This is a genomic window from Scandinavium hiltneri, from assembly GCF_024764835.1.
GTDB lineage: Bacteria > Pseudomonadota > Gammaproteobacteria > Enterobacterales > Enterobacteriaceae > Scandinavium > Scandinavium hiltneri.
In genome coordinates, this window is sequence record NZ_JALIGE010000074.1 from 109967 (window position 1) to 134297 (window position 24331).

General features: G+C 54.6%; 22 protein-coding genes. 3 read left to right on the plus strand and 19 right to left on the minus strand.

Annotation, left to right across the window (positions count from 1 at the left end; all coding sequences use genetic code 11):
* Positions 1-30: 30 nt before the first annotated feature.
* The gene (gene asd / locus MUU47_RS13505; protein ID WP_258988682.1) at positions 31-1137 is read right to left on the minus strand and encodes an aspartate-semialdehyde dehydrogenase; all 1107 of its coding nucleotides are present in this window, start codon (positions 1135-1137) and stop codon (positions 31-33) included.
* A 208-nt stretch (positions 1138-1345) separates the two neighbouring features.
* On the opposite strand from asd, the gene MUU47_RS13510 reads away from it, so the two are divergent.
* Positions 1346-1939: a YhgN family NAAT transporter gene (locus MUU47_RS13510; RefSeq protein WP_258988683.1), complete on the plus strand. Its 594-nt coding sequence runs from the start codon at positions 1346-1348 to the stop codon at positions 1937-1939.
* A gap of 78 nt (positions 1940-2017) precedes the next feature.
* On the opposite strand, the gene gntU is transcribed toward MUU47_RS13510, so the two are convergent.
* The 5 genes from gntU to MUU47_RS13535 form a co-directional block, all read right to left on the minus strand.
* Positions 2018-3358: a gluconate transporter gene (gntU, locus tag MUU47_RS13515; RefSeq protein WP_110511819.1), complete on the minus strand. Its 1341-nt coding sequence runs from the start codon at positions 3356-3358 to the stop codon at positions 2018-2020.
* Complete coding sequence (gene gntK / locus MUU47_RS13520; protein ID WP_258988684.1) at positions 3355-3888, minus strand: gluconokinase; 534 nt, start codon at positions 3886-3888, stop codon at positions 3355-3357. Before gntK ends, gntU begins: the two co-directional genes overlap by 4 nt.
* 130 nt (positions 3889-4018) lie before the next feature.
* Entirely contained in the window at positions 4019-5014 is a 996-nt protein-coding gene (gene gntR / locus MUU47_RS13525; protein WP_258965682.1) for a gluconate operon transcriptional repressor GntR, read from the minus strand.
* 101 nt (positions 5015-5115) lie between these two features.
* The gene (locus MUU47_RS13530) at positions 5116-5811 is read right to left on the minus strand and encodes a pirin family protein (RefSeq protein WP_258988686.1); all 696 of its coding nucleotides are present in this window, start codon (positions 5809-5811) and stop codon (positions 5116-5118) included.
* A gap of 124 nt (positions 5812-5935) precedes the next feature.
* A complete protein-coding gene (locus MUU47_RS13535; protein ID WP_258988687.1) occupies positions 5936-6973 on the minus strand; it encodes an oxidoreductase in 1038 nt (345 codons plus the stop codon).
* A 534-nt stretch (positions 6974-7507) separates the two neighbouring features.
* Here MUU47_RS13535 and yhhY point away from each other — a divergent pair.
* Positions 7508-8002: an N-acetyltransferase gene (yhhY, locus tag MUU47_RS13540; protein WP_258988688.1), complete on the plus strand. Its 495-nt coding sequence runs from the start codon at positions 7508-7510 to the stop codon at positions 8000-8002.
* 51 nt (positions 8003-8053) lie between these two features.
* On the opposite strand, the gene MUU47_RS13545 is transcribed toward yhhY, so the two are convergent.
* The 3 genes from MUU47_RS13545 to ggt all read right to left on the minus strand — a co-directional run bounded on the left by MUU47_RS13545 (position 8054) and on the right by ggt (position 12684).
* Positions 8054-8737: a DUF2931 family protein gene (locus MUU47_RS13545; protein WP_258988689.1), complete on the minus strand. Its 684-nt coding sequence runs from the start codon at positions 8735-8737 to the stop codon at positions 8054-8056.
* Positions 8734-10719 carry a type VI secretion system tube protein TssD gene (gene tssD, locus MUU47_RS13550; RefSeq protein WP_258988690.1) on the minus strand — a complete coding sequence of 662 codons (1986 nt, stop codon included), beginning with the start codon at positions 10717-10719 and terminating at the stop codon, positions 8734-8736. The genes MUU47_RS13545 and tssD overlap by 4 nt, the downstream gene beginning before the upstream one ends.
* 213 nt (positions 10720-10932) lie before the next feature.
* Entirely contained in the window at positions 10933-12684 is a 1752-nt protein-coding gene (gene ggt / locus MUU47_RS13555; RefSeq protein WP_258988691.1) for a gamma-glutamyltransferase, read from the minus strand.
* A 1124-nt stretch (positions 12685-13808) separates the two neighbouring features.
* Here ggt and MUU47_RS13560 point away from each other — a divergent pair.
* Positions 13809-14210: a DUF2756 family protein gene (locus MUU47_RS13560; RefSeq protein ID WP_258988692.1), complete on the plus strand. Its 402-nt coding sequence runs from the start codon at positions 13809-13811 to the stop codon at positions 14208-14210.
* A gap of 12 nt (positions 14211-14222) precedes the next feature.
* Here the strand turns inward: MUU47_RS13560 and ugpQ are convergent, their stop codons facing one another.
* The 10 genes from ugpQ to livK form a co-directional block, all read right to left on the minus strand.
* Positions 14223-14960, minus strand: coding sequence for a glycerophosphodiester phosphodiesterase (ugpQ, locus tag MUU47_RS13565; RefSeq protein WP_258988693.1), 738 nt, complete (start codon positions 14958-14960; stop codon positions 14223-14225).
* Positions 14957-16030 (minus strand): sn-glycerol-3-phosphate import ATP-binding protein UgpC, encoded by a 1074-nt coding sequence (locus tag MUU47_RS13570; RefSeq protein ID WP_258988694.1) that lies wholly within the window; start codon positions 16028-16030, stop codon positions 14957-14959. The genes ugpQ and MUU47_RS13570 overlap by 4 nt, the downstream gene beginning before the upstream one ends.
* 1 nt (position 16031) lies before the next feature.
* Complete coding sequence (ugpE, locus tag MUU47_RS13575; protein WP_258988695.1) at positions 16032-16877, minus strand: sn-glycerol-3-phosphate ABC transporter permease UgpE; 846 nt, start codon at positions 16875-16877, stop codon at positions 16032-16034.
* Positions 16874-17761: a sn-glycerol-3-phosphate ABC transporter permease UgpA gene (gene ugpA, locus MUU47_RS13580; protein WP_258988696.1), complete on the minus strand. Its 888-nt coding sequence runs from the start codon at positions 17759-17761 to the stop codon at positions 16874-16876. The genes ugpE and ugpA overlap by 4 nt, the downstream gene beginning before the upstream one ends.
* 107 nt (positions 17762-17868) lie before the next feature.
* Positions 17869-19185, minus strand: a complete 1317-nt coding sequence (ugpB, locus tag MUU47_RS13585) for a sn-glycerol-3-phosphate ABC transporter substrate-binding protein UgpB (RefSeq protein WP_258988697.1) — start codon at positions 19183-19185, stop codon at positions 17869-17871.
* Positions 19186-19427: 242 nt separating this feature from the next.
* The gene (gene livF / locus MUU47_RS13590; protein ID WP_258988698.1) at positions 19428-20141 is read right to left on the minus strand and encodes a high-affinity branched-chain amino acid ABC transporter ATP-binding protein LivF; all 714 of its coding nucleotides are present in this window, start codon (positions 20139-20141) and stop codon (positions 19428-19430) included.
* A 1-nt stretch (position 20142) separates the two neighbouring features.
* Positions 20143-20910 carry a high-affinity branched-chain amino acid ABC transporter ATP-binding protein LivG gene (gene livG, locus MUU47_RS13595; RefSeq protein ID WP_258988699.1) on the minus strand — a complete coding sequence of 256 codons (768 nt, stop codon included), beginning with the start codon at positions 20908-20910 and terminating at the stop codon, positions 20143-20145.
* Positions 20907-22184, minus strand: a complete 1278-nt coding sequence (gene livM / locus MUU47_RS13600) for a branched chain amino acid ABC transporter permease LivM (protein ID WP_258988700.1) — start codon at positions 22182-22184, stop codon at positions 20907-20909. Before livM ends, livG begins: the two co-directional genes overlap by 4 nt.
* Positions 22181-23107 carry a high-affinity branched-chain amino acid ABC transporter permease LivH gene (livH, locus tag MUU47_RS13605; RefSeq protein WP_125354955.1) on the minus strand — a complete coding sequence of 309 codons (927 nt, stop codon included), beginning with the start codon at positions 23105-23107 and terminating at the stop codon, positions 22181-22183. The genes livM and livH overlap by 4 nt, the downstream gene beginning before the upstream one ends.
* A gap of 69 nt (positions 23108-23176) precedes the next feature.
* A complete protein-coding gene (gene livK, locus MUU47_RS13610; protein WP_258988701.1) occupies positions 23177-24286 on the minus strand; it encodes a high-affinity branched-chain amino acid ABC transporter substrate-binding protein LivK in 1110 nt (369 codons plus the stop codon).
* Positions 24287-24331: the final 45 nt, after the last annotated feature.

Sequence of the window (24331 nt, forward strand, 5' to 3'; positions counted from 1 at the left end):
GGGTGACTCAGCACCCCTTTTTTCATTTCGTTACGCTAATTGCCTCAACATGCGGCGTAGCGGCTCGGCGGCGCCCCAGAGGAGCTGATCGCCGACGGTGAAAGCGGAGAGATACTCCGGCCCCATATTCAGTTTACGCAACCGCCCGACCGGCGTGCTCAATGTGCCGGTGACCGCCGCTGGAGTCAGTTCGCGCATAGTGATGTCGCGATCGTTTGGCACCACTTTGGCCCACGGATTGTGCGCCGCCAGCAGTTCTTCCACGGTCGGGATCGACACGTCTTTCTTCAGTTTGAGGGTGAAGGCCTGGCTGTGACAGCGCAGCGCGCCGATACGCACGCACAGACCATCAACTGGAATCACGTTCTGGGTCGCAAGAATTTTGTTGGTCTCAGCCTGCCCTTTCCACTCTTCGCGGCTCTGGCCGTTATCGAGCTGTTTGTCGATCCACGGGATCAGGCTCCCGGCCAGCGGTACGCCGAAGTTGTCGACAGGCAGGTCGCCGCTGCGGGAAAGTGCCGTGACTTTGCGTTCGATATCCAGAATGGCCGACGCCGGGTTAGCCAGTTCATCCGCAACGTAGTGGTGCAGCGCGCCCATTTGGCTCAGCAGTTCACGCATATGACGCGCGCCGCCGCCGGAGGCAGCCTGATAGGTGGCGACAGACGCCCACTCCACCAGATCTTCTGCGAACAGGCCGCCGAGGGACATCAGCATCAGGCTGACGGTACAGTTTCCACCAACAAACGTTTTTACGCCGTTATTGAGGCCGTCGGTAATGACAGCCTGGTTAACCGGATCCAGAATAATAATGGCGTCGTCATTCATGCGCAGCGAAGAGGCCGCATCAATCCAGTAACCCTGCCAGCCGCTTTCACGCAGCTTTGGATAGATTTCGTTGGTATAATCGCCGCCCTGGCAGGTGACAATGATGTCGAGCGCCTTCAGTGCCTCCAGGTCGAAAGCATCCTGCAGCGTGCCGGCAGGCTGAGTGCCGAATGCAGGCGCAGCCTGACCGAACTGAGAGGTGGAGAAGAAGACCGGGCGGATGGCGTCAAAATCGCGCTCTTCTACCATGCGTTGCATGAGTACAGAGCCGACCATTCCGCGCCAGCCGATAAAACCAACATTTTTCATAGCGTGTGTTCCTGCAGAGGTGTGTGCTGTTGTGCTGACCCCGTTTCTATCAAAAGAAGGCAGGGTATCCCTCACATTACAAAATGCAGCCAAAGTCGCAAGTGAAAAAAATCAATAATGGGTCATGATTAAGTAACATAACTTATTTAACGCGTTAATTTTAAACGCGTATCTACCGTGTAAAACACGATTATCAGGGAACTATGCAATGAGTGAAATTCTTTCCGCGGCGGTGCTGTTGATCCTGATTATGGATCCACTGGGGAACCTGCCGATTTTTATGTCGGTGCTGAAGCATACAGAGCCTAAGCGCCGTCGAGCGATCATGATACGTGAGCTATTAATCGCCCTGCTTATCATGCTCATTTTCCTGTTCGCAGGAGAGAAAATCCTCGCGTTCCTGAACCTAAGCGCGGAGACCGTTTCTATTTCTGGCGGCATCATTTTGTTCCTGATTGCCATAAAGATGATTTTTCCCGGCAACGAGGGCGGCAGTAACGGCTTACCGGCGGGGGAAGAACCGTTTATCGTCCCGCTGGCTATTCCGTTAGTTGCCGGGCCGTCTTTGCTGGCGACGCTGATGCTGCTGTCGCATCAGTATCCCAATAAGATGAGCCATTTGGTGCTCGCGCTGATGCTCGCCTGGGGCGGCACGGTGGCGATTTTGCTGCAGTCAGGGCTGTTTTTACGCCTGCTTGGCGAGAAAGGCGTGAATGCGCTGGAACGACTGATGGGGTTGATTCTGGTGATGCTGGCGACCCAGATGTTCCTCGACGGCATTCGGGTGTGGATGAAGGGCTAAATCCCCTCCCCCCAAAGGGGCGAGGGAGAAAAGCGTAGGCCCGGCAAGCTTCAGCGCCGCCGGGCAAATGTTCGCCACTTAGCTCAACAGCGTAAACGCAATCATCCCGACAATCGCACCCACGGTCCCCAGAATGGTTTCCATCAACGTCCATGTTTTCAGCGTTTGTGCTTCGGTCGCGCCGGTAAACTTACCGAACAGCCAGAAGCCCGCGTCGTTTACGTGGCTCACAACGATTGAACCGCCCGCGATACAGATAGACAGAGCGGCCATCTGCGCACCGCTGTAATGCAGCTGCTCAATGACAGGCATCACCAGACCGACCGCCGTCAGACACGCAACGGTAGCGGAACCCTGAATGATGCGCACCGCGGCCGCCAGTACGAAGCAGGTAATGGCAATCGGCAGGCCCATGCCGGTCAACGCTTCACCGAGCGCCGGACCTACACCGGAATCCACCAGTACCTGTTTGAACACGCCGCCCGCACCGATCACCAGCAGAATAATACCCGCCGGTTGCAGCGCCGCACCGCAGATTTCCATCACCCGGTCTTTCGGCATGCCCTGACGCATCGCCAGACCGTAAATCGCCACCAGACACGCGACGAGGATTGCGGTAAACGGATGACCGATAAACTCGAACCACTCATACGCCGTAGAACCTTGCGGCACAAAGTGAGCCGCAATGGTTTTCAGGCCAACCAGCACCAGCGGCAGCAGGATCAGCGCGAGGCTGAAACCAAAGCTCGGCATTTTACCTTCGCCCAGATGCGGCTCGGAGATATCGTCCGGAATGTGCAGCTCAACGTGACGGCTGATGAAATTACCCCACAGCGGCCCGGCGATGATCATCCCAGGGATGGCCGCACACAGGCCAATCAAAATCATCCAGCCAAAATCAGCGTGCATTTGCGAAGCCAGCAGCATCGGCGCGGGCCCAGGCAGCAGGAACGCCGCAGCTGCAGCCACGCCCGCAAACAGAGGAATCACCAGTTTCACCAGGTTGGTTCCGGTGTGACGCGCCATGGAAAACGCGACGCTAATCAGCAGCACGATAGCCACTTCGAAGAACAGCGGCAGCGCACAGATAAGCCCTGCGAGGCCTATCGCGTAATGCGCCCGACTGTGCCCGAAGGACTTCAGCATTTTGACGGCAATCTGATCGACCGCGCCGGTCTCGTGCAGAATCTTGCCAAACATGGCCCCCAGCGCGACCACGATCGCGAGGAAGCCGAGCGTGCCGCCCATCCCTTTTTGCATAGTGTCAGCGATTTTATCGAGCGGCATCCCCGAGAAAAGCCCTGCACCAATAGACACCACCATCAAAGCAACGAAGGCGTGCATACGGGCCTTCATGACTAAAAACAGCAGCAGCAATACCGAGCCGACTGCCGTTAAAACAAGCGTTAATGTAGTCACGACTTACTGCCTTTGTTGATTAACTCAATGGTACTGGCGACAACGCCTTCCAGCGGCTGATCGATATCAACCACCAACACGTCGGCTTCGTCCGCGCCCGGCTCTTGCAGCGTTTCAAACTGCGTGACCAGCATTTGGGTTTTGAAGAAGTGACCTTTACGCGCTTTCAGGCGGCTTTCGATAACGTCGAAATCACCCTTCATGTAGATAAAGGAGAGGTTCGGATTGCCTTCGCGCAGCAGGTCGCGGTAGGTTTTTTTCAGGGCTGAACAGACTACCAGCGACACTTTATTGGTGCGCTGCATCGCGAAAGCGGCGTCGTTCAGGGCCTGCAGCCACGGTTTGCGGTCGTCGTCGTTCAGCGCTTCGCCGGAGGACATTTTGACGATATTGCTACGCGGATGGAGAAAGTCGCCATCAAGAAACGCGGCGTGCAGCTGATAGGCCACTTCGCTGGCGACGGCGGATTTACCGCTACCAGAGACGCCCATCAAAACGTAGACATGGTGATCATGGTTAGTCGTGCTCAAAGCGTTGCTCCCACAGGTCGATTTGTTACGGGTAACTGTTATCGGTAACATTGTCCTGCCGGGCTTGTGGATAAGCAATAACCATCCGGACGATAAACTGCGTTGTGTGATCTACTTCAAACTTGTCAGTTTAAATTGATCCGCCTGGTGACAATGTGAAACCTAAATCTAACATCTTAGGCGTAACAATTTCACCACGAATGCGCGCCAGCAGGCGCTCAGCGCCGATGCGGCCCATGCGTTCACGCGGGGTCAATACGCTCGCCAGGCGCGGCTCCATCACCTGGCCGATATCGTGGCCGTGGAAACCGGCAATCGCCATGTCGTCGGGGATTTTTAAGCCCAGGCGCTGACATTCAAACGCCGCACCGACCGCAAGGTCATCGTTGGTGCAGAAAATACCGTCGAGCTGCGGATATTCACGACGCGCCTGGCGCATCAGCTCAATCCCGGAGGAGTACGATGACGATTGCTCAACCATCACGCTGTACGGCGTGAGGCCCGCTTCGTTCATCGCTTGCTCGTAGCCCTGCTGTTTGATGATGGTGCGTTCATCGAGGCGTGCGCCAAGATAGGCGATATGACGATGACCGCGCGAAATGATGGTGGCAGTCATCTGGCGGGCGGCTTCGAAGTTATCGAAACCGACGGCGATATCGATGCACGGCGACTGGCTGTCCATCAGTTCAACCACTGGAATGCCGGACACTTCAATCATTTTGCGGGTGCGCGCAGTGTGGGTGCGCTCAGAAAGGATCAGCCCGTCGATGTTCCAGGAGAGCATCGACTCCAGACGCTCCTCTTCCATTTCCGGTTTGTAGCCGTAGTGGGCGAGCATGGCCTGGTAGCCATAGGCATCGGTCACGCTTTCAATGCCTTTTAGCACTTCCGCGAAAACCTGGTTGGTCAGTGAAGGAAGAAGGACACCAATCGCGCGGCTGGTCGAGTTGGACAAAATGTCCGGGGCGCGGTTGGGGATGTAACCCAGTTCATCAAGAGCGATAGCAATTTTGCCGCGCAGCGCCTCGGAAACCTGTTCCGGGTTACGCAGAAAACGACTGACCGTCATTTTGGTCACGCCGACGCGATCGGCAACATCCTGAAGTACGGGTCTTTTCTTTTTCATCGTCCAGAGGCTGATAAAGGGGGAACATTTCCTCAGTTTATCATGGACGCAGCAGAACCTTCCCCCCTTGGGGAAAGGTTCTGAAATTTATTTAATCAGGATCATACCGGCGGCAGATCGAACAGCAAAATTTCAGCATCACTGTCGGCATGGACCGAAATTGCCTGCTCATCCCAGATGGCCAGGCCATCGGCAGTGGTCGCTTTGGTGCCGTTAATAGACACTTCACCTTTCACAACCTGAATCCACACCCGACGGTCAGCCAAAATCTGATGCACCGACTGCTCATCTTTCAGCAGCGCCCAGCGATAGAGTTCCATGTCCTGGTTCACTTTCAGGGAACCGTCACGCGCATCTGGCGACAGCACCAGCTGTTTGCCTTGCTCGGCGTCAAAACGACGCTGCTCATAGCGCGGCGTTATGCCGGTTTCTTGCGGAATAATCCAGATTTGATACAGGTGCAATTTGTCCGTTTTACTCGGGTTATACTCCGAATGACGCACGCCGGTCCCGGCGCTCATTATCTGGAATTCACCGGCGGGCACCTGCTCTTTGTTGCCCATGCTGTCTTCGTGCTCCACGGCCCCTTCCAGCACGTAGGTCAGGATTTCCATATCTTTGTGCGGGTGAGTGCCGAAGCCCTGACCGGCATCAATCACATCGTCGTTAATGACACGAAGCGCAGAGAAGCCCATGAAATTCGCGTCGTAATAATTGGCGAACGAGAAGGTATGCCAGGAGTCCAGCCAGCCGTGATTTGCATGGCCACGTTCGTTTGCTTTGCGTAAGAAAATCATGATGTCTAACTCCGTGTTCGTTTCGATGGAGTGAGTGTGGACCGGAACCGTTAAGGATGATAGTGGGTGAAAATTGACTCCTCTGTTCAAAATTTATGAACAACTTCAGAGGAGCCAAGTCCGCTTATTTTGCGAGGGTTATTGTGGCAGGAGAAGCCTGCTCGAAGGCCCGTTCGAGGATCTCAAGGTTGGTGAGAACGTCAGTTTCCTTGACGTAATTCGGTGCACCGTTTTTAAGCGTGTCGTACAGCGCGTCGTAGACCCGGCCATAGTCGCCAGTTTCCGGTTTCACCTCTTCACGCACGCTGACGCCTTCAGCGTTCATGTACTCGATCTGTCCGATGCTGTCATCTGCGCCAAAGTCTGGTTCACCCGGCATGATGTTGGCCTTGAGGCTGGTTTCCTGCTGGTCAATGCCGTATTTCAGGTACGAACCTTTGGTGCCGTGGACGATAAATTTCGGGTAATCGATTTTCACCAGATGGCTGGTTTTGACGATGGCTTTCAGGTCGCCGTAGAACAGCTGCGCTTCAAAGGTATCGTCCGGGTTAGCTTTATTGCGCAGGCTGCGGATGTCGTAGGCAACGTTATTTGGGCGACCAAACAGGGAGATTATCTGGTCCATGGTGTGCACGCCCAGGCCGTAAAACGCGCCGTCCTGCGGCAGTCCCGGTTTGGTTTCCGCTACCGGACGGTACATGTCGAAATGGCTCTCAATTTCAACCAACTCGCCGAGTTTGCCGCTCTCAATCACCTTTTTCGCGGTCAGGAAGCAGGAGTCAAAGCGACGGTTCTGGTACGGCGTGACCGTCAGCCCTTTTTCTTTTGCCAACGCAAACAGCGCTTTCGCCTCGGCGAGCGTCGGGGTGAACGGTTTTTCCACCAGCACGTTTTTCCCGGCTTCCAGCGCCCGTTTCGCATAATCAAAATGGCTGTCGGCATGCGTACAGACCACCACCAGCTTGACCTGCGGATCGTTCAAAACGTCGTTCAGGTCGCTGGTGAAATGAATGTGCTGATATTGCGGATGCTGCTCTTCCGGCTTCGGACTGCGACGATAAATATGCGCCACATGCCAGCTGTTTTTGCGGTTAAGGACGTACGGGAGGTGATAGCGAGTGGTGCTTTTTCCGAAACCAATAAATGCACAATGTAGGGTCATGGCTCAGTCCTTTTTGACTTTGAATTACCCCTACCATACTGGAATACGAGGAAAGCAGACATATCCTTTTAACCGTCGGCGGCGCAGACAGTTTGTTCCCGGAAAGCGCGCAGGGCCCGGAGCGTACTTAATGTACGTGAGGAGCCCGAGCACTTCCCGTGGACAAAATGGCAAGTGAGCCAGGTTAAAAATAAAAAAAAGCCAGCGCAAGGCTGGCTACAAAACTGGAAGCAATGTGAGCAATGTCGTGCTTTCAGGTTCTCCGTAAGGGATCTCCCTGAACGCATGGCAATAATAATCATTATCATTCGCACTTGTCTACCCATTTTTGATAAAAAACAGCGGTTGACGAAATTTTTTCATTCAGGGATGTTGAAAGAGAAAATCAATATTCCCCTAAATAATTCGAGTTGCAGAAAGGCGGCAAGCCTGAGAGGCCCCAGGAGCTTACTGAAGTAAGTGACTGGGGCGAACAGGTGCAGCCAACACATCTGCAGCTCGAAGTATGACGGGGAAACACAAAGGAGAAGAGGAATGAACACGAGTGAGATAATCGTCCGCCACGTTGAAGCCACCGACGCCGCAGCTTTACATCAGATGCATACGCATGCGGATGTTTATCACTCGACGCTACAATTTCCTCATCCATCGATGGAGATGTGGCACGAACGCGTGGCACGTAAACCAGGCAGACGCCAGCTCGTGGCGTGCATTGATGAGCGCGTGGTGGGTCATCTGGTGTTGGATGTCATGGAAAACCCGCGTCGCAGTCACGTGGCGACGTTTGGGATTAGCATTGCATCGGAGTTCCAGAATCGCGGGGTTGGCAGCGCGCTGGTACGTGAGATGGTGAATCTGTGTGATAACTGGCTGCGCGTTGAACGGATTGAATTGACGGTGTTCGTCGATAATCCGTTAGCCATTGGTCTGTATCGCAAGTTCGGTTTCGAGGTGGAAGGCACCGGGAAACAATATGCGCTTCGTGATGGTGAGTATGTGGATGCGTATTTTATGGCACGGATGAAGTGATCCATTGGAACGAAGATCGCCGGGCGTCAAACACCCGGCAAGTCGCCGGAATTAATCCCAATCTCCATAGGGATAAGTTTTCCCCTTAATAAAATTCTGAATGGACTCGATGTCATCATAACCGTCCGGGTGTCTGGTTTTCCCCTTACAGAGAGTCAGATCTGCGCCAGAACGGGTTTGCAGGTTGATCGGCTTGATCAGGGGGGTGGGGTAATTAGCAGTATCAGGCAAACCAATCCTGACTTTTCCTTCCGGAGCCAGACCAAAAACCATAAAGTCATACCAGTCGGAGTGTCTCCCGCCATCGCTTTGAGCGACCGGGGTTTTCATACGCTGCCAGGTCTCAGGCGAAAACACCACGCTGGTTTCATAGGTTTTTTTATCAATCAACGAATCCCAGCAGAACACCATATACTGCGGTGGTTTTTTGACTTTATTGAAATTTGCACCTCCATTACGCCTCATATTTGCCCATTTTCCTACAGAATCGGGATCTTCGCCCGTACTATCAAGCGTGTTGAAAGTGTAAAGATAACCATCGGTATCAATGACCCGGGCATGGGATACTTGAGCTGGCAGGTTAGCCGGGGTTTCAAAAGAAAACACCCATTCGCCATAGGGTAACGTCCAGTCGCCGCTGGCCGCCTGTTTTGACTGTAAGGGGTACGTTTTGGGGCCACTGCAACCGGCAGCGGCAAACAGTAACGTAACGATCAGAGTTTTTCGTAATTTCATCTTTTTTTACCGTCCATGTTATAGATTGTTCGAAGCCACCCTTCTTCCGGTCGATTAACAAACCCAATCAGCTCAGAAGCGGATGTCCCGCCCTGCAGCTCTCCCGATTCGTTGAGGGTGACGGCATTCCAGTGTGCCGAACAGTGGATATAGTCTTTGGCGATCGCATCGATTTCCTCAGCACTAAACCCATTTACTGACTGCCTAAAACGAGCCGCTTTCCCCATCTGCTGCGCACGTTCACCAGACAGCGCTAGTTCAGCTGGGACCTCCAGTGTTTTAATCTGCGCAATATCATCAAACCTCGCCCCCGCGTCTTTCGCCGCGTCGAGCATCACCCGCAGTACCACCTTCGACCAGTCGCTTTTGACCACCCGCTGGCGCAGCGTCAGTGCGGCAAAACTGCGTTTTTGCATCTGCCCATAGCGATCGGTTGGCACATTGTTGTCAGCCCAAATGTCTGGCGTAATAGGGTTGGTGCGAATGATTGGCATAATTGATGGGGAGTTCTCCATCACCCGCAGTTGCGCCATCGTCTGATGGTAAGTACGCGACTGCTCGCCCGGCTGGTTCAAGGGTAGGGTTTCCACCTGAGGGCGGGTGATAAACAGGTCTTCACGCACCTGCGGTAAATAGCCGCCGCCGATATCGGAGTGTACACCCGGCAGCGCCAGCTCCGGCCAGGCCGGGGCGACACTGTTGAGGGCAAAGTTATAGCGGCACTCATGCTGTGCGGTGATTTGAAACACCTTCTGCGCCACGCCTGGACGCAGGCGGAGATTAACCTCCCCGGTGTCGGCGCTATGGGGGTTCAACCCATTGGTTGGCGTGCCAATCGCCGCGACGGTATCAAACAGGCCGATAAAGCGGGTCTGCCCTGCGGCAGGCCCGCTATAGGTGACATCTTTCATCCCTGCGGCGATGGCGTTGATGATGCCGCGATCCTCAGACTGGATCCGATTGGCGAAGTGCCGGGCTGCCGCCGCCCCACGGCTAAAGCCAAAAATATCAAACAGCAATGTGTCGACGATGAATTTGCCTTCAAATAGAGCCAGTGCTGTCGTGATTTTCGCAGCCAGTTGTGCCACCGCGTCATCGGTTTTAGCGATCACCCCTGTATCCGCGGTGCCAAACACCAACCCCATCAAATCATCCGGCTCACCCGCCCGCGTACCAATACCCTCCACATAAATTTTACCTTGAAGGTCACAGCTCTCAGATGGGAATTCATGCTGATACAACTCATTCAACCAGTGAATATTCGAGTAATCGCCCAGATAGCTCGTCGCCCCGGTTCCGCTGACGCCCATTTGTTCGGATGCATTCCTCATAAGAATGCTTTGTGCATCCGGGCTGTTGAGATCAAAATGCTGTGCGGTAAAGGCGGCCTGCATATTTCGGGTATTCACCGCGTTATTGCCGGTACCATCAAAGAAAACGCCGATCGCCAGCGTGATATGGCGAACGGGTGGTTCCGGCGGCGCCACAATTTTCAGCGCCACCGGGAACAGAGCGTTGTAGTTATCCGGCGTCACCAGATAACTGAATTCGGTTCCGCTTATAATATGTTGGCAAAAAATATAGTCATAGCTCAGCGAAATATATTCATAATCCATATCATTTACGACAATTCGGGTATGGATACCCTGGAGCCTGGCCCCCCGTAATTCAATACGATAATACTTTTCCCAATGGCCGGTTCTATTGATTCGGTAAATATCGAATACCATTTTCAGGCTTTCATTATTGTTAATGGCATTCATCAGCAGCGGGGTGCATTTATCCAGCGTTTTACAGAAGCGAATGCCCTGGTGATTGACGCCCATCCCGGTGTTAACCATCGTCCCTGACAAACTAAACACAAATATCTGATCTTCATGTCCGTGCTGATAACGGTTTCCTATTGAGGCCGCCGTGCCACAGCCTGCAGATATTTTTCCTTGAAACTCTCCTTCAAGGGTTAAATAAATAATATCACTCATCCTGGCATCCCTGGCTTGTTATGGTTTTAAATGACCACTATCAATACAGGGATAATAGGCGTGTTTTATCCCTCCCGATATAAATAATGAGCGCGATTATTGATTTTATTTTTATTAGATTAATCGGTAATAGTAATCAAGAAAATGACAGTCACGAAATTAATTAAAATAACAAATGTGGCCCGACCGTTATTTATCGGGCCACAACGTAAATCAGTACCCTGCCGTTAAATCATCCACGGAACGCGGGTCCGACGCACCGTACAGTGTGCCGTCCGGGCCAACCATGATGCTCTGGGTGCTGCCCATCGCTTCTTTCACCGCCACCTTCTGACCTTTATCCGCCAGCAGCTTCAGTGTATCCGGGCTAAAGCCCTTCTCCACCCATAGCTCATCCGGCAGCCATTGGTGATGGAAACGCGGCGCGTTAGTCGCTTCGGCGACGTTCATCCCAAAGTCGATAGAATTCACCACCATTTGCAGCACAGTGGTGATAATGCGGCTACCACCCGGGCTGCCGGTTACCAGCCAGGTTTTACCGTCTTTCACGACGATAGTCGGTGACATCGAGGACAGCGGGCGCTTATGCGGGCCGACGGCGTTCGCATCCCCGCCGACAAGGCCGTACACGTTCGGCACGCCCGGTTTGGCTGAGAAGTCGTCCATCTGGTTGTTCATCAGGATGCCGGTATTGCCCGCCACGATGCCAGTGCCAAAGGTCGTGTTGAGCGTATACGTCACCGCCACCGCGTTGCCGTCTTTGTCCACCACCGAGAAATGGGTGGTCTGGTTGCTTTCATACGGCGCGAGTTTCCCCGGACGGATCTGGCTCGACGGTTTGGCTTTGTTGATGTCGATTTCATCAGCAATGGATTTTGCATAGGCTTTGCTGGTCAGCGCCTGCCACGGCACTTTGACGAAATCCGGATCGCCGAGGTATTCCGAACGATCGGCGTAAGCATGTTTCTCGGCTTCCGCCATGATTTGCATCGCATCGGCGCTACCGAAGCCGTATTTATGCATATCGAAGTTTTCCAGAATATTCAGAATTTCAACGATATGAATGCCCCCGGAAGACGGCGGCGGCATGGAGAACACCTGATAGCCGCGGTAGTCGCCGCTGATGGGCTCACGCTCCACCGCTTTGTAATTCGCCAGGTCCTCTTTGGTTATCAGCCCGCCGTTCTTTTTCATTTCATCGGCAATCTGATCGGCAATTGCCCCTTTATAAAACGCGTCCGGCCCGTTTTCAGCAATCATCTCCAGGCTTTTCGCCAGATTGGCCTGCACCAGCTTGTCACCTTTTTTCAGCGGCTCGCCGTCTTTCCAGAAAATGGCTTTGCTGTTTTCGTGTTGAGGAATGACTTCAGGCCCGTAGGTTTTCAGGTCACCCGCCAGCGCATCGTTAACGATAAAGCCCTCTTTCGCGAGCTTGATGGCCGGGCGCACCACTTTGTTGAGCGGCATAGTGCCGTACTCTTTCAATGCCAGCGAGAAACCGGCCACGGTGCCCGGTGTGCCGGATGCCAGGTGTGAAGTCAGCGATTTTTTGCTGTCGGGGTTGCCCTGATCGTCGAGGAACATATCGCGAGTGGCCTGCGCGGGGGCCATTTCACGGAAGTCGATCGATGTGGTTTTGCCGTCTTTAGTGCGCAGCAGCATAAAGCCACCGCCGCCTAGGTTCCCTGCCTGCGGGTGCGTGACCGCCAGCGCATAACCCACGGCGACTGCGGCATCCACCGCATTCCCGCCCTGTTTCAGTATCTCCACGCCGACTTTCGTCGCCGTTTCATCCACCGATGCGACCATACCCTTCTGGGCCGTTACCGGGTGGAAAACGTCCTCTTCCACGCCGTAAGACACCGGCGGTGCAGCGGGCGACGGCTCGGTCGCCGCCACGCTGAACGTCCCTCCTGCCAGCAGAGCAGCAATCGCCGCCCCGCGCCAAAAACGCGTTTCTGTCATTGTTATTCTCCAGGTGATGGGTGTTGTGTGTTGTGTTCCCGCTTAAGCCTGGTGCAAAATGTCTAAAAAATCATTGTTATAGACAATACTGTTAGAAAATGAAAACCAATTAAAATAAAAGGGATTTATCATGATAAGTCATCTAACCCACTTATCTGGAAAAATTTCAATGTCTTCAATGAGCATTTTATTAAATGATTAATTCATTCTATGGACAAAAAATACACCTTGATTTGGATCACGATGAAGGTGATAATTTTTTTGTACATCATCCGCAGCTAAATATTGAAAGGGGTTTATTACACACGCCTTCGATTGTCATTTTAGAATTTCACCGAGAACATTAAAAAGAGGCTTCACAGAAAGTTATGTGGATATTAAATCGTGTATTGCCCCGTAGGAATAGACTTATTATTGGATGTGGCTTAAACCATAATCATTGCGGTGTTCATGCCCAGACTGACACAGTAGACACCGATCCAAAAATGAATCCAGATATTAAGGGAAGCATTACTGACTCAGTCATGAATCACTCATTATTTAGAAAATACAAATATATTCTTTTAGAATGTTTGCCATCACCAGTCTATGAAGACCCCACCCTGTATAGTAACCTTAATTATCTCCGCTGCGCCCAATCAACCATTATCATTTTATCTCCACCCAAAGCAGCCTTCGCTAAAATACATCGACAAATCAGACCGTACGGATGGTCAACAAAAACCATTTTTAAGCTGGAAGATATTCCACCACATTTATATGAAGATGACATGTACAGAAACCACCTTAATTTATCAATAAAAACATCTCCGTTTCCAAGTTTAATAATCAGTAGTCTGTAATCTATTGTTGATGGATTTTATAAACATCAAAAAGGGAAGATACAATATAATTAATGGAATATTATCAGTCATGTTCAGGAGTTTTTTAATGCCGAAGAAGTATTGCTAAAGGGTGGGCAAAGAGGCGTCAACAGCGTAAAACCACGCCCGATACCGCCTTCCACATGCTGGTCACCAGAACTTTATACGCCCGCTCAGCCGGGTGCAGAATTCCTAAAAAATCATCGAAATGGACAATTGGAGGTAAACTTAAGGGAAGCCCCTTTCGGGGAGGAGGACACAATGAACAGGTTATTCTTTCTTGCGGCACTCATGCCGTTTGCCGTTTTAGCACAGCCAATCAATACGACCAACAACCCCAACCAGCCGGGGTATGTGATCCCGAGCCAGCAGCGGATGCAGACTGAAATGAATACGCAGCAGCAACAGCAGAAAGGGATGTTGAACCAGCAGCTACAGAACCAAAACCAAGTTCAGCAGCAGCATTTGCAAACGCAGATGAACAGCAACCAGCAGCGGGTCCTGAACGGCCAGCCGGGGGAGCAGGTGCTGCCGAATACCCGCGGCGGGATGTTAAGCAACAGTGACAGAACACTGAACAGTTCGCAGCAGCACATGCTGCCGCAGACTCAGAACGGTGACCTGCTGAGTACACCGTCTAACCCGCAGCCTCTTTCTCGTTAACAGTGAGTGGGCTTAACGGAAGTCAGGCCCGATAACGTCAATTGCATCGGTGCAGATGCAATCCACGCCCCAGCGCAGCAGTTCTGATGCCCGCTGGGGTTTGTTCACTGTATACACCAGAATGTGCAGCCCCGCCGCTTTCAACATCTTCACCCGCGCCTCATCCAGCAACTTGTGAAAAACGTGAATCGACACGCATCCCAGCCGCGTGGTCAATGCCTGCCAGTCGTCGCGCCAGTCATCGAGTAACAGTCCGCGAGGCAGTTCAGGTGCCGTGTCTTGTGCGGCTTCCAGCGCGTCGATATCAAACGATGAGAGTAGCGGCGGCGTCATGCCTGCCCACAGCTCACGCGCCGCCAGGGCGACCATTTTACCGGTCAGCGGCCCAGTGCCGGTGGTGGGTTTGATTTCGATATTGGCCATCATGCCGTGCTCACGGCAGCGCTCCGCCACCTGCGACAGCAGCGGCAGCGGCTCACCTTTAAACTCGTGACTAAACCAGCTTCCGGCATCAACGTGCAGCAGTTTGTTCCACTCAAGTTCACCCGCCACGCCCCAGCCGTTGCTGGTGCGCTCGAGATTGTCGTCATGCAGCAGGAAAATCTGCCCATCTTTTGACAGCTTAGCGTCAAACTCGATCATCATGTGGCCGTAGCGCGCGCCCACGTCAATCGCCGCAAGGGTGTTTTCCGGAGCCCGTTTACCGCCGCCACGGTGGGCGACGATGCGGGGATAAGGCCAGTTGCTCATACTCGTTGTCCTGTTTCACCATCAAACAGGTGCAGATGATTTTCCGGCAGATGCAGCCACAGCGTGGTGCCTGCCGTCGGGCGCTGCTGATGCGGTAAACGCACCACCATTTTTTGCTCACCCCAGCGACCATGCGCGAGGTTATCTGCACCCAAAATTTCCAGCGTATCCATCACCAGCGGTACGCCACCTTCAGCCTGCGAGCTTAGCGCAATATGTTCCGGACGGATACCCAGCGTCATGCTGCGTCCGGCGTTGCCGCGATACAGCCAGTTCAAGGGCAGTGCCATGCCGCTCTCGAGTTCAAAATGCGTGCCCGATGGGCTCACGCGCCCGTCGAGCAGGTTCATCGCCGGGCTGCCGATAAAGCTCGCCACAAAGCGGCTGGCAGGCTTTTCATACACTTCAACCGGGGTGCCAATTTGCTCGGCAATGCCTTTGTTCATCACCAGCACCCGCTGGGCGAGGGTCATCGCTTCCACCTGATCGTGCGTTACATACAGCGACGTCGTATTCAGACGACGGTGCAATTGTTGCAGCTCGAGGCGCATCTGCACGCGGAGTTTGGCATCGAGATTAGACAGCGGTTCATCAAACAGGAACACCGCCGGATCGCGCACGATAGCGCGCCCCATCGCCACGCGCTGGCGCTGCCCGCCTGACAGCTCGCGCGGACGGCGTTTGAGTAACGCATCCAGTTCCAGAATACGTGCCGCCTCCTTCACGCGTTCGGCGATATGGCTTTTGCCCATGCCGCGAATTTTCAGGCCCCAGGCCATGTTTTCTTCCACGCTCATGTGCGGATACAGGGCGTAGTTCTGGAACACCATCGCGATGCCACGCTCTTTTGGTTCCAGCTCGGTCACGCGCTGGCGGTCAATCCAGATATCCCCGCCGGAAACGCGCTCCAGCCCGGCCACCATGCGCAGCAGCGTCGATTTGCCGCAGCCTGACGGGCCAACCATCACAATAAACTCGCCGTCGGACACGTCCAGCGTCAGCGGCTGGATCACCTGAGTTTTGCCGTTGTCCCAGCTCTTGGTTACAGCCTGTAGTTTCAGTCCAGCCATCTTATTTCTCACTGTCCACTAAACCACGCACGAACGCACGCTGCATGGCTAATACGATAATAACGGGCGGGGCAAGCGTCAGCAGCATCGCCGCCATCACCTGATTCCACGCCGTGGTGCCTTCCCCGGTGGCTATCATCCCTTTGATACCCGCCACCGCCGTGCCGAGATTCACATCGGTGATGATCAGCAACGGCCACAGATACTGGTTCCAGCCATAGATAAAGGTGATGACGAACAGCGCCGCCAGATTGGTTTTCGACAGCGGCAGCACGATGTCGCGGAAAAAGCGCATCGGCGACGCGCCGTCGATTCGGGCCGCTTCCATCAGTTCATCCGGCAGCGTCATAAAGAACTGGCGGAACAGGAAAGTGGCGGTTGCCGAGGCCATCAGCGGCAGCGTCAGGCCGGTATAGCTGTCGAGCAATTTGAGGTTGGCTATCACTTCCACCGTCGGGAAAATTCGCACTTCAACCGGCAGCATCAGGGTGATAAAAATCATCCAGAAGAACAGGTTACGCAGCGGAAAGCGAAACCAGACGATGGCAAAGGCTGAAAGCATCGACACCGCGATTTTGCCCACCGTGATGGTGAAGGCCATGACGAAGCTGTTGAGCAACAGTAGCCAGAATGGCGCGCTGTTGGCCCCGACGCCCTGTAGCCAGATGGTTTTCATGTTCTCGAGCAGATGCGAGCCGGGGATAAGCGTCATCGGTGTGGCGAAAACGGCTTTGTCATCCAGCGTGGCCGCGACAAACGCGACGTACAGCGGGAACAGGATCACTGCAATCCCCAGAATCAACATGATGTGGCTGAACCAGGTCAGCCCGCGACGATGTTCAATCATTGATAGCGCACCTTACTTTCTACGTAACGGAACTGAACCACCGTTAACCCGATCACCAGCCCCATCAGCACTACCGACTGCGCCGCCGACGCGGACAGGTCCAGCCCGGCAAAGCCTTCGCGGTAAATTTTGTAGATAAGCGTGGTGGTGGCCTGTACCGGGCCGCCCGCCGTCGCCGCATCAATCACCGGGAAGGTGTCGAAGAAGGCGTACACCAGATTGACCACCAGCAGAAAGAAACTTACCGGGGCAATCAGCGGCAGCGCAATCGCAAAGAAGCGGCGCACCGGGCCTGCGCCGTCAATGGCGGCGGCTTCCACCAGCGAGCGAGGAATGGATTGCAATGCGGCAAAAAAGAACAGGAAGTTGTAACTGATTTGCTTCCACACCGAGGCGAACACCACCAGGAACATCGCCTGGCCGCTGTTTTGCGCGTGGTTCCAGTTATAGCCCACCATATCCAGCCAGTGGGTGATCAGCCCGCGACCGGGGTTGAAGAGGAAAATCCACAGCACCACGGCGATGGCCGGGGCGACGGCGTAGGGCAGCAGCATCAGGGTTTGGTATATACGGCTGCCGCGCACCACATAATCAACCAGCGCGGCGAAAAACAGCGACACCATCAGGCCGCTAATAGTGACCATACCGCTGAATTTCAGGGTGGTCCAGAATGCGTCGAGGTAGTAGCTGTCGTGGAACAGAGCGATAAAATTATCGAAGCCGACAAATTCACTGGAAAGCCCGAACGGATCGACGTTCTGCAGCGAATACCACAGCGCTTCGCCCGCAGGCCAGATAAAGAAAATGACGGTAATGGCGAGCTGCGGCGCGACCAGCAGATAGGGCAGCCAGCGCGAGCGAAATACCGGACGAGATGAGGACATAGATAGACTCTTTTCCAAAAAATACCGGGTGGCGGCGTTGCCTTACCCGGCCTACACGAGGCCGTGCGTAGGCCCGGTAAGCGCAGCGCCACCGGGCATTTCATTCATTACGATTTCGTTGATTTCTCGAAGCGTCGCAGCAGCTGATTCCCACGCTCGACGGCGGCATCAAGCGCCTGTTGCGGGGTTTTCTTGCCGGTCCATACCGATTCCAGTTCTTCATCCACAATAGTGCGAATCTGCGGCATATTGCCCAGACGCAGACCTTTGGTGAATGGCAACGGCGGCTTGTTCATCATCTGACGCGTGGCGATATCCGCCCCCGGGTTCTTGTCGTAGAAACCCTGCTGACGGGTCAGATCGTAGGCCGCGGTCGTGATCGGCAGATAGCCGGTTTTCTGGTGCCATTCGGCAGCGATTTCCGGTTTGGTCAGGAAGTCGAGGAACTCCGCCACGCCTTTGTAGGTCTCTTTGTCTTTGCCCTGCATTACCCACAGACTGGCTCCGCCGATAATGGCGTTCTGCGGCGCACCTTTGGCGTCAGCGTCGTACGGCATCATGCCCACGCCGTAGTTAAATTTGGCGTACTGACGAATGTCCGCCAGCGACCCGGAAGAGGCGGTGGTAATGGCGCAGTCACCGTTGTAGAACTTTTCGGTGGACTCATCTTTTCGCCCGAAGTAGCTGAAATCACCCTTCTTGTTCAGCGCTTCCAGCATCGCAATGTGCTTCACCTGCTCCGGCTTGTTGAATTCCAGTACCGCGTCGGTGCCGTCAAAGCCATTGTTTTTGGTCGCAAACGGCAGGCCGTTCCAGGCGCTGAAGTTTTCCAGCTGGATCCAACCCTGCCAGCCGCTGGCGTAGCCGCACTTCATGCCTGCCGCTTTCAGCTTCGCGGTGTAGTCCGCCAGGTCCTGCCAGGTTTTCGGTGGCTGGTCCGGATTTAATCCGGCCTTTTTGAACGCGTCTTTGTTGTAGTACAGCACCGGCGTTGAGCTGTTAAACGGCTGGCTTAGCAGGTGGCCGGTTTTGGAATCGGTGTAGTAGCCCGATACCGTCGGCACAAACTGCGACTCGTCGAACGCAATGCCCGCATCGCTAAACACTTCGTACACGGGTTTGATGGCCTTCGACGCCATCATGGTCGCGGTGCCGACTTCATAAACCTGCAAAATAGCCGGCGCGTTACCGGTGCGGAAGGCCGCAATCCCGGCCGCCAGGCTCTGTTCGTAGTTGCCTTTATAAACCGGCACAATTTTGTAATCAGGATGGGTGTCGTTAAAACGCTGGGCGAGGGAATCAACTTCTTTGCCCAACTCCCCTTCCATGGAATGCCAGAACGGAACGGTGGTGACAGCCATGGCCTGGGAGGCAAAGGCCAGACCCAGCGTCAGAGCTAAAGCGGTGTGTCGTAACGATGTCATTCGGTTATCTCTCTTGTTGTGCCGGATGCGCGTAATCACGCGTTTTTGTTCGCAACACAACATGACATGTGCGTATGACAGAAATAGAGACGAAAGATGACGAAGCGGTGACAGCCAGGCTTCAAAAAGGTGATGAAACGGTGACGTTAGCGTGGCGAAAAGGAGACAAAAAAACCGGGTGACAGGTGGCGATTCAGTATGCTGTTGGCCCGGCAAGCGACAGCCCCGCCGGGCACAAAGGATTAACCGCCGAGATAGGCGCTCCGCACCGCCTCGTTGGCCAGCAGCGCGTCGCCGGTATCTTCCAGCACCACGTGACCGTTTTCCAGCACGTAACCGCGGTCAGCGAGTTTCAGCGCCTGGTTGGCATTCTGCTCGACGAGGAAGATGGTCATTCCCTCTTTGCGCAGTTGCTCAATGGTGTCGAAAATCTGCTGAATGATGATCGGCGCCAGACCCAGCGACGGCTCGTCGAGCAGCAGCAGACGCGGCTGGCTCATCAGCGCGCGGCCTATCGCCAGCATCTGTTGCTCCCCGCCGGACATGGTGCCCGCACGCTGGACACGACGCTCCCACAGGCGCGGGAACAGTTCGTATACCCACTTAATACGCGTCTGATACTCGCTACGTTCGGCAAAAAAGCCGCCCATCGCCAGGTTCTCATCCACGGTCATGCGGGAAAACACGCGACGCCCTTCTGGCACAATCGCAACCGCTTCACGCATGATTTTCGCGGTCTGCCAGTCGGTAATATCTTTGCCATCAAAGGTCACACGCCCGCTGGAGGCGCGTGGGTCACCGCACAGTGTGCCGAGCAGCGTGGTTTTCCCCGCGCCGTTCGCGCCAATCAGAGTCACGATTTCACCCTGATTGATATGCAGGCTGACCTCGTGCAGGGCCTGAATTTTGCCGTAATGGGCACTGACTTTGTCAAAGGACAACATGACTTTTTCCATCTTATGCCTCACCCAGATAGGCGCGAATAACGTCAGGATTATTGCGGATCTCTTCCGGCGTGCCGTTAGCCAACGGCGTTCCCTGATTCACGACGTAAATACGATCAGAAATACCCATCACCAGCTTCATGTCGTGCTCAATCAGCAGAATGGAGGTGTTGTGATGGCTGCGCAGTTCGGCAATCAGCTCATCCAGCTCTTTGGTTTCTTTCGGGTTCAGCCCTGCTGCCGGTTCATCAAGCATCAGGATTTCCGGCTGTGTCACCATGCAGCGCGCGATTTCCAGACGACGCTGATCGCCGTAGGCCAGGTTGCTCGCCTGACGGTTTGCGTGTGCCAGCAGGCCGATACGATCGAGCCACGTCGCGGCGCGGTCCAGCGCTTCGCTCTGCGCTGTGCGGAACGATGGCGTTTTCAGCAGCCCGGAAAACACGCCGGTTTTCAGCTGCTGATGTTGCGCTACCAGCAGGTTTTCAATCACCGTCATTTCGCGGAACAGGCGCACGTGCTGGAAAGTACGCACCACGCCCATCTGCGCAATTTTCTGGCCTGGCAGGCCTTCAAGATGCTTGTCGCCCAGCATGATGCTGCCGCCCGTTGGCTTATAGAAACCGGTCAGGCAGTTGAAAACTGTGGTTTTCCCGGCACCGTTCGGGCCAATCAGCGAGACGATTTCCTGCGGGTGCAGTTCAAGATTGACGTTATTGACCGCCAGCAGGCCGCCAAAACGCATCATCAGGCCGTTAACGGATAATAATGGCTGACTCATGCCTGCTCTCCTTTGGTCTGTCCGCTTTTCAGTTTCAGCTGTGGACGGGTCATCGGCAGCAAGCCTTGTGGACGCCAGATCATCATCAGAACCATCAACCCACCCAGCATTAACATGCTGTATTCGTTGAAATCACGCATCAGTTCGCGTGATACCACCAGCAGCACCGCTGCGAGGATCACCGCAAACTGCGAGCCCATTCCGCCCAGCACCACAATCGCCAGCACGAACGCCGATTCGGCGAAGGTGAAGGATTCCGGGCTGACAAAGCCCTGGCGGGCGGCGAACAGCGTCCCGGCGAAACCGGCAAACGCGGCGCTGATGGTGAAGGCAGTCAGCTTGATGCGTGTCGGGTTCAGCCCCAGCGAACGGCAAGCGATTTCATCTTCACGCAACGCTTCCCACGCGCGGCCCAGTGGCATCCGCAGCAGGCGGTTGATTACAAACAGGGTAAAGACCACCAGCAGCAGCGCCACCAGGTAAAGGAAAATCACGCGGTCGTTCGGGTCGTACTTGAGGTGGAAGAAGTTGCTGAAGGTATCCCAGCCACCTTCGCGCGCGGTACGGCTGAACTCCAGGCCAAACAGCGTCGGTTTCGGGATCTGGCTAATCCCGTTCGGGCCGCCGGTGATTTCGGTGTTATTGAGCAGCAAAATACGCACAATTTCACCGAAGCCGAGGGTCACAATCGCCAGATAGTCGCCGCGCAGACGCAGCACCGGGAAGCCGAGCAGGAAACCGGCGGCAGCTGAAACCAGGCCCGCCAGTGGCAGACAGGTCCAGAAGCCGAGACCGTAATAGTGATTCAGCAGCGCAAAGGTGTACGCGCCGATGGCGTAGAAACCGCCGTAGCCCAGCACCAGCAGACCAGACAGGCCCACGACCACGTTCAGACCGAGACCAAGAATAATGTAGATCATGGTCAGAGTGGCGATATCGATGGTACCGCGAGACACCATGAACGGCCACGCCACGGCGATAACCAGCAGGGCAATCAGAAACAGCTTCTGTTTAACGGTAGAACCGTCAATCGCAGGCAGTACCAGCTTCGGACCGGACACGTTTTTCAGGCCCTTCTGCACCATTGGGCGCAGGAGCTGGAAGAAAAACACCACCGCGGTGCCGATGAAAATCCACTGCCAGCGGATGTCAGCGGCGGTATCAACCACCAGTTTGGTGCCATCCAACTCCAGCTGAACACCCATGAAGACGCCCGCCAGCACAAAGAACATGGCGGCTGAAAGCAGCGCCATCGCAAAATGCATCGGTTTCATACTTTTTCTACCTCCGGACGACCCAGGATCCCGGTCGGCATCACCAGCAGCACCACAATCAGCAGCGCGAACGACACCACGTCTTTGTACTCGGTACTCAGGTAAGCGGAGGACAGCGCCTCGGCCACGCCCAGAATCAGGCCGCCGATCATCGCGCCTGGAATACTGCCGATCCCACCGAGAACCGCAGCAGTAAAGGCTTTCATCCCGGCCATAAAGCCGATGTACGGGTTAATTACGCCGTAGAACTGACCGAGCAGCACGCCCGCCACCGCCGCCATTGCCGCGCCGATAACGAACGTCAGGGCAATAACGCGGTCGGTGTTGATGCCGAGCAGGCTCGCCATTTTCAGGTCTTCTGCGCAGGCGCGACAGGCGCGGCCCATGCGGGAATAGCGGATAAACACCGTCAGAGCCAGCATCGCCACAAAGGTCACAATCCAGATAACGAGCTGCATTGTGGTGATACTGGCGGCGAAGTTTTCGCTGCTGCCGATAATCCACTGGCCGTTAAACAGGCTTGGCAGCGCGATATCGCGCGAGCCTTCCGTCAGACTGACGTAGTTTTGCAGGAAGATGGACATCCCGATCGCGGAGATCAGGGCGATCAGACGTTTAGAGCTGCGAACCGGGCGATAGGCCACACGTTCAATGCTCCAGCCGTAGGCGCTGGCGATGATAATCGCCCCGACGAATCCGGCGCCCACCAGCAGCCAGCCGGTGTCGATACCCATCATCATCAGCGCGGCGATGATCATAAACGACACATAGCTGCCGATCATGTACACCTCGCCGTGGGCGAAGTTGATCATCCCGATAATGCCGTACACCATTGTGTAACCGATGGCGATCAGTGCATAGGTGCTTCCCAGCGTGACGCCGTTAAACATCTGCTGCAGGAAATAGAGGAACTGCTCTGACATAAGGTAACCTTTTGAACCCGACTCGTCGGATGCTAAATCCCACTCGACATAATTCGAGTGGTTGTCTCATTATTTGGCGACGGAGGACGAACCATCCGCATGCCACTGGAAGACACCAAACTCAAATCCCTTCAGATCGCCTTTCTCATCCCAGTTCAGCGGCCCAATCACGGTCTTCGCGCCGTGAGTTTTTAAATCTTTAATCAGCGCCTGCGGATCTTCGCTGCCGGTGCGGTCCATGGCGGTCGCCAGAGACTGGACGGCGGCATAGGTTATCCACACGTACGGGCCGCTCGGATCTTTTTTCTCGGCTTTCAGCGCATCAACGATGCCTTTGTTCGCCGGATCCTGATCATAGCGTTTCGGCATCGTCACCAGCATCCCTTCGCCCGCGGCACCCGCGATGTTCGACAGGGAAGCGTTACCCACGCCTTCCGGACCCATGAACTGCGTTTTCAGGCCTACGGAACGCGCCTGACGCAGGATCTGCCCCATCTCCGGGTAGTAGCCACCGTAGTAAACGAAGTCGATGTTTTCTTTTTGCAGACGCGCCACCAGCGCGGAGAAGTCTTTTTCGCCAGCGGTGATACCGTCGAAGAACACCACGTTCGCACCACCTTTCTTCAGGCTGTCCTGTACGGAGCGCGCCAGGCCTTCGCCGTACTGCTGTTTGTCATGGATGATGGCGATGCGCTTAGGCTTCACGTTATTCAGAATGTATTTCGCGGCGGTTGGCCCCTGCGAGGAGTCGAGACCCGCGGTGCGCATGATGAACTGATAGCCGCGCTGCGTCAGTTCCGGGTTGGTGGCACCTGGGGTAATCATCAGAATGCCTTCGTCTTCGTAGATATCAGACGCTGGCTGAGTAGAAGATGAACAGAGGTGACCGATAACGTATTTGATGCCGTCGTTGACCACTTTGTTGGCAACCGCCACGGCCTGTTTTGGATCGCAGGCATCGTCATATTCCACGGCGACCAGTTTGTCGCCTTTGATGCCGCCGTTGGCATTGATGTCTTTAATTGCCTGACGCGCGCCGTTGAACTCCATGTCGCCCCACTGTGCAACCGGGCCAGACATTGCACCAATCACGGCGACCTTAATGTCTTTTGCCATTGCTGACGGCGACATGGCCAGGGCAATCATTCCCGCAATCAATGTTTTCGCATTCCGTTTCATCTTCAATCCCCATTCGTGATGTTGTTTGTATATATTTTGTATTTA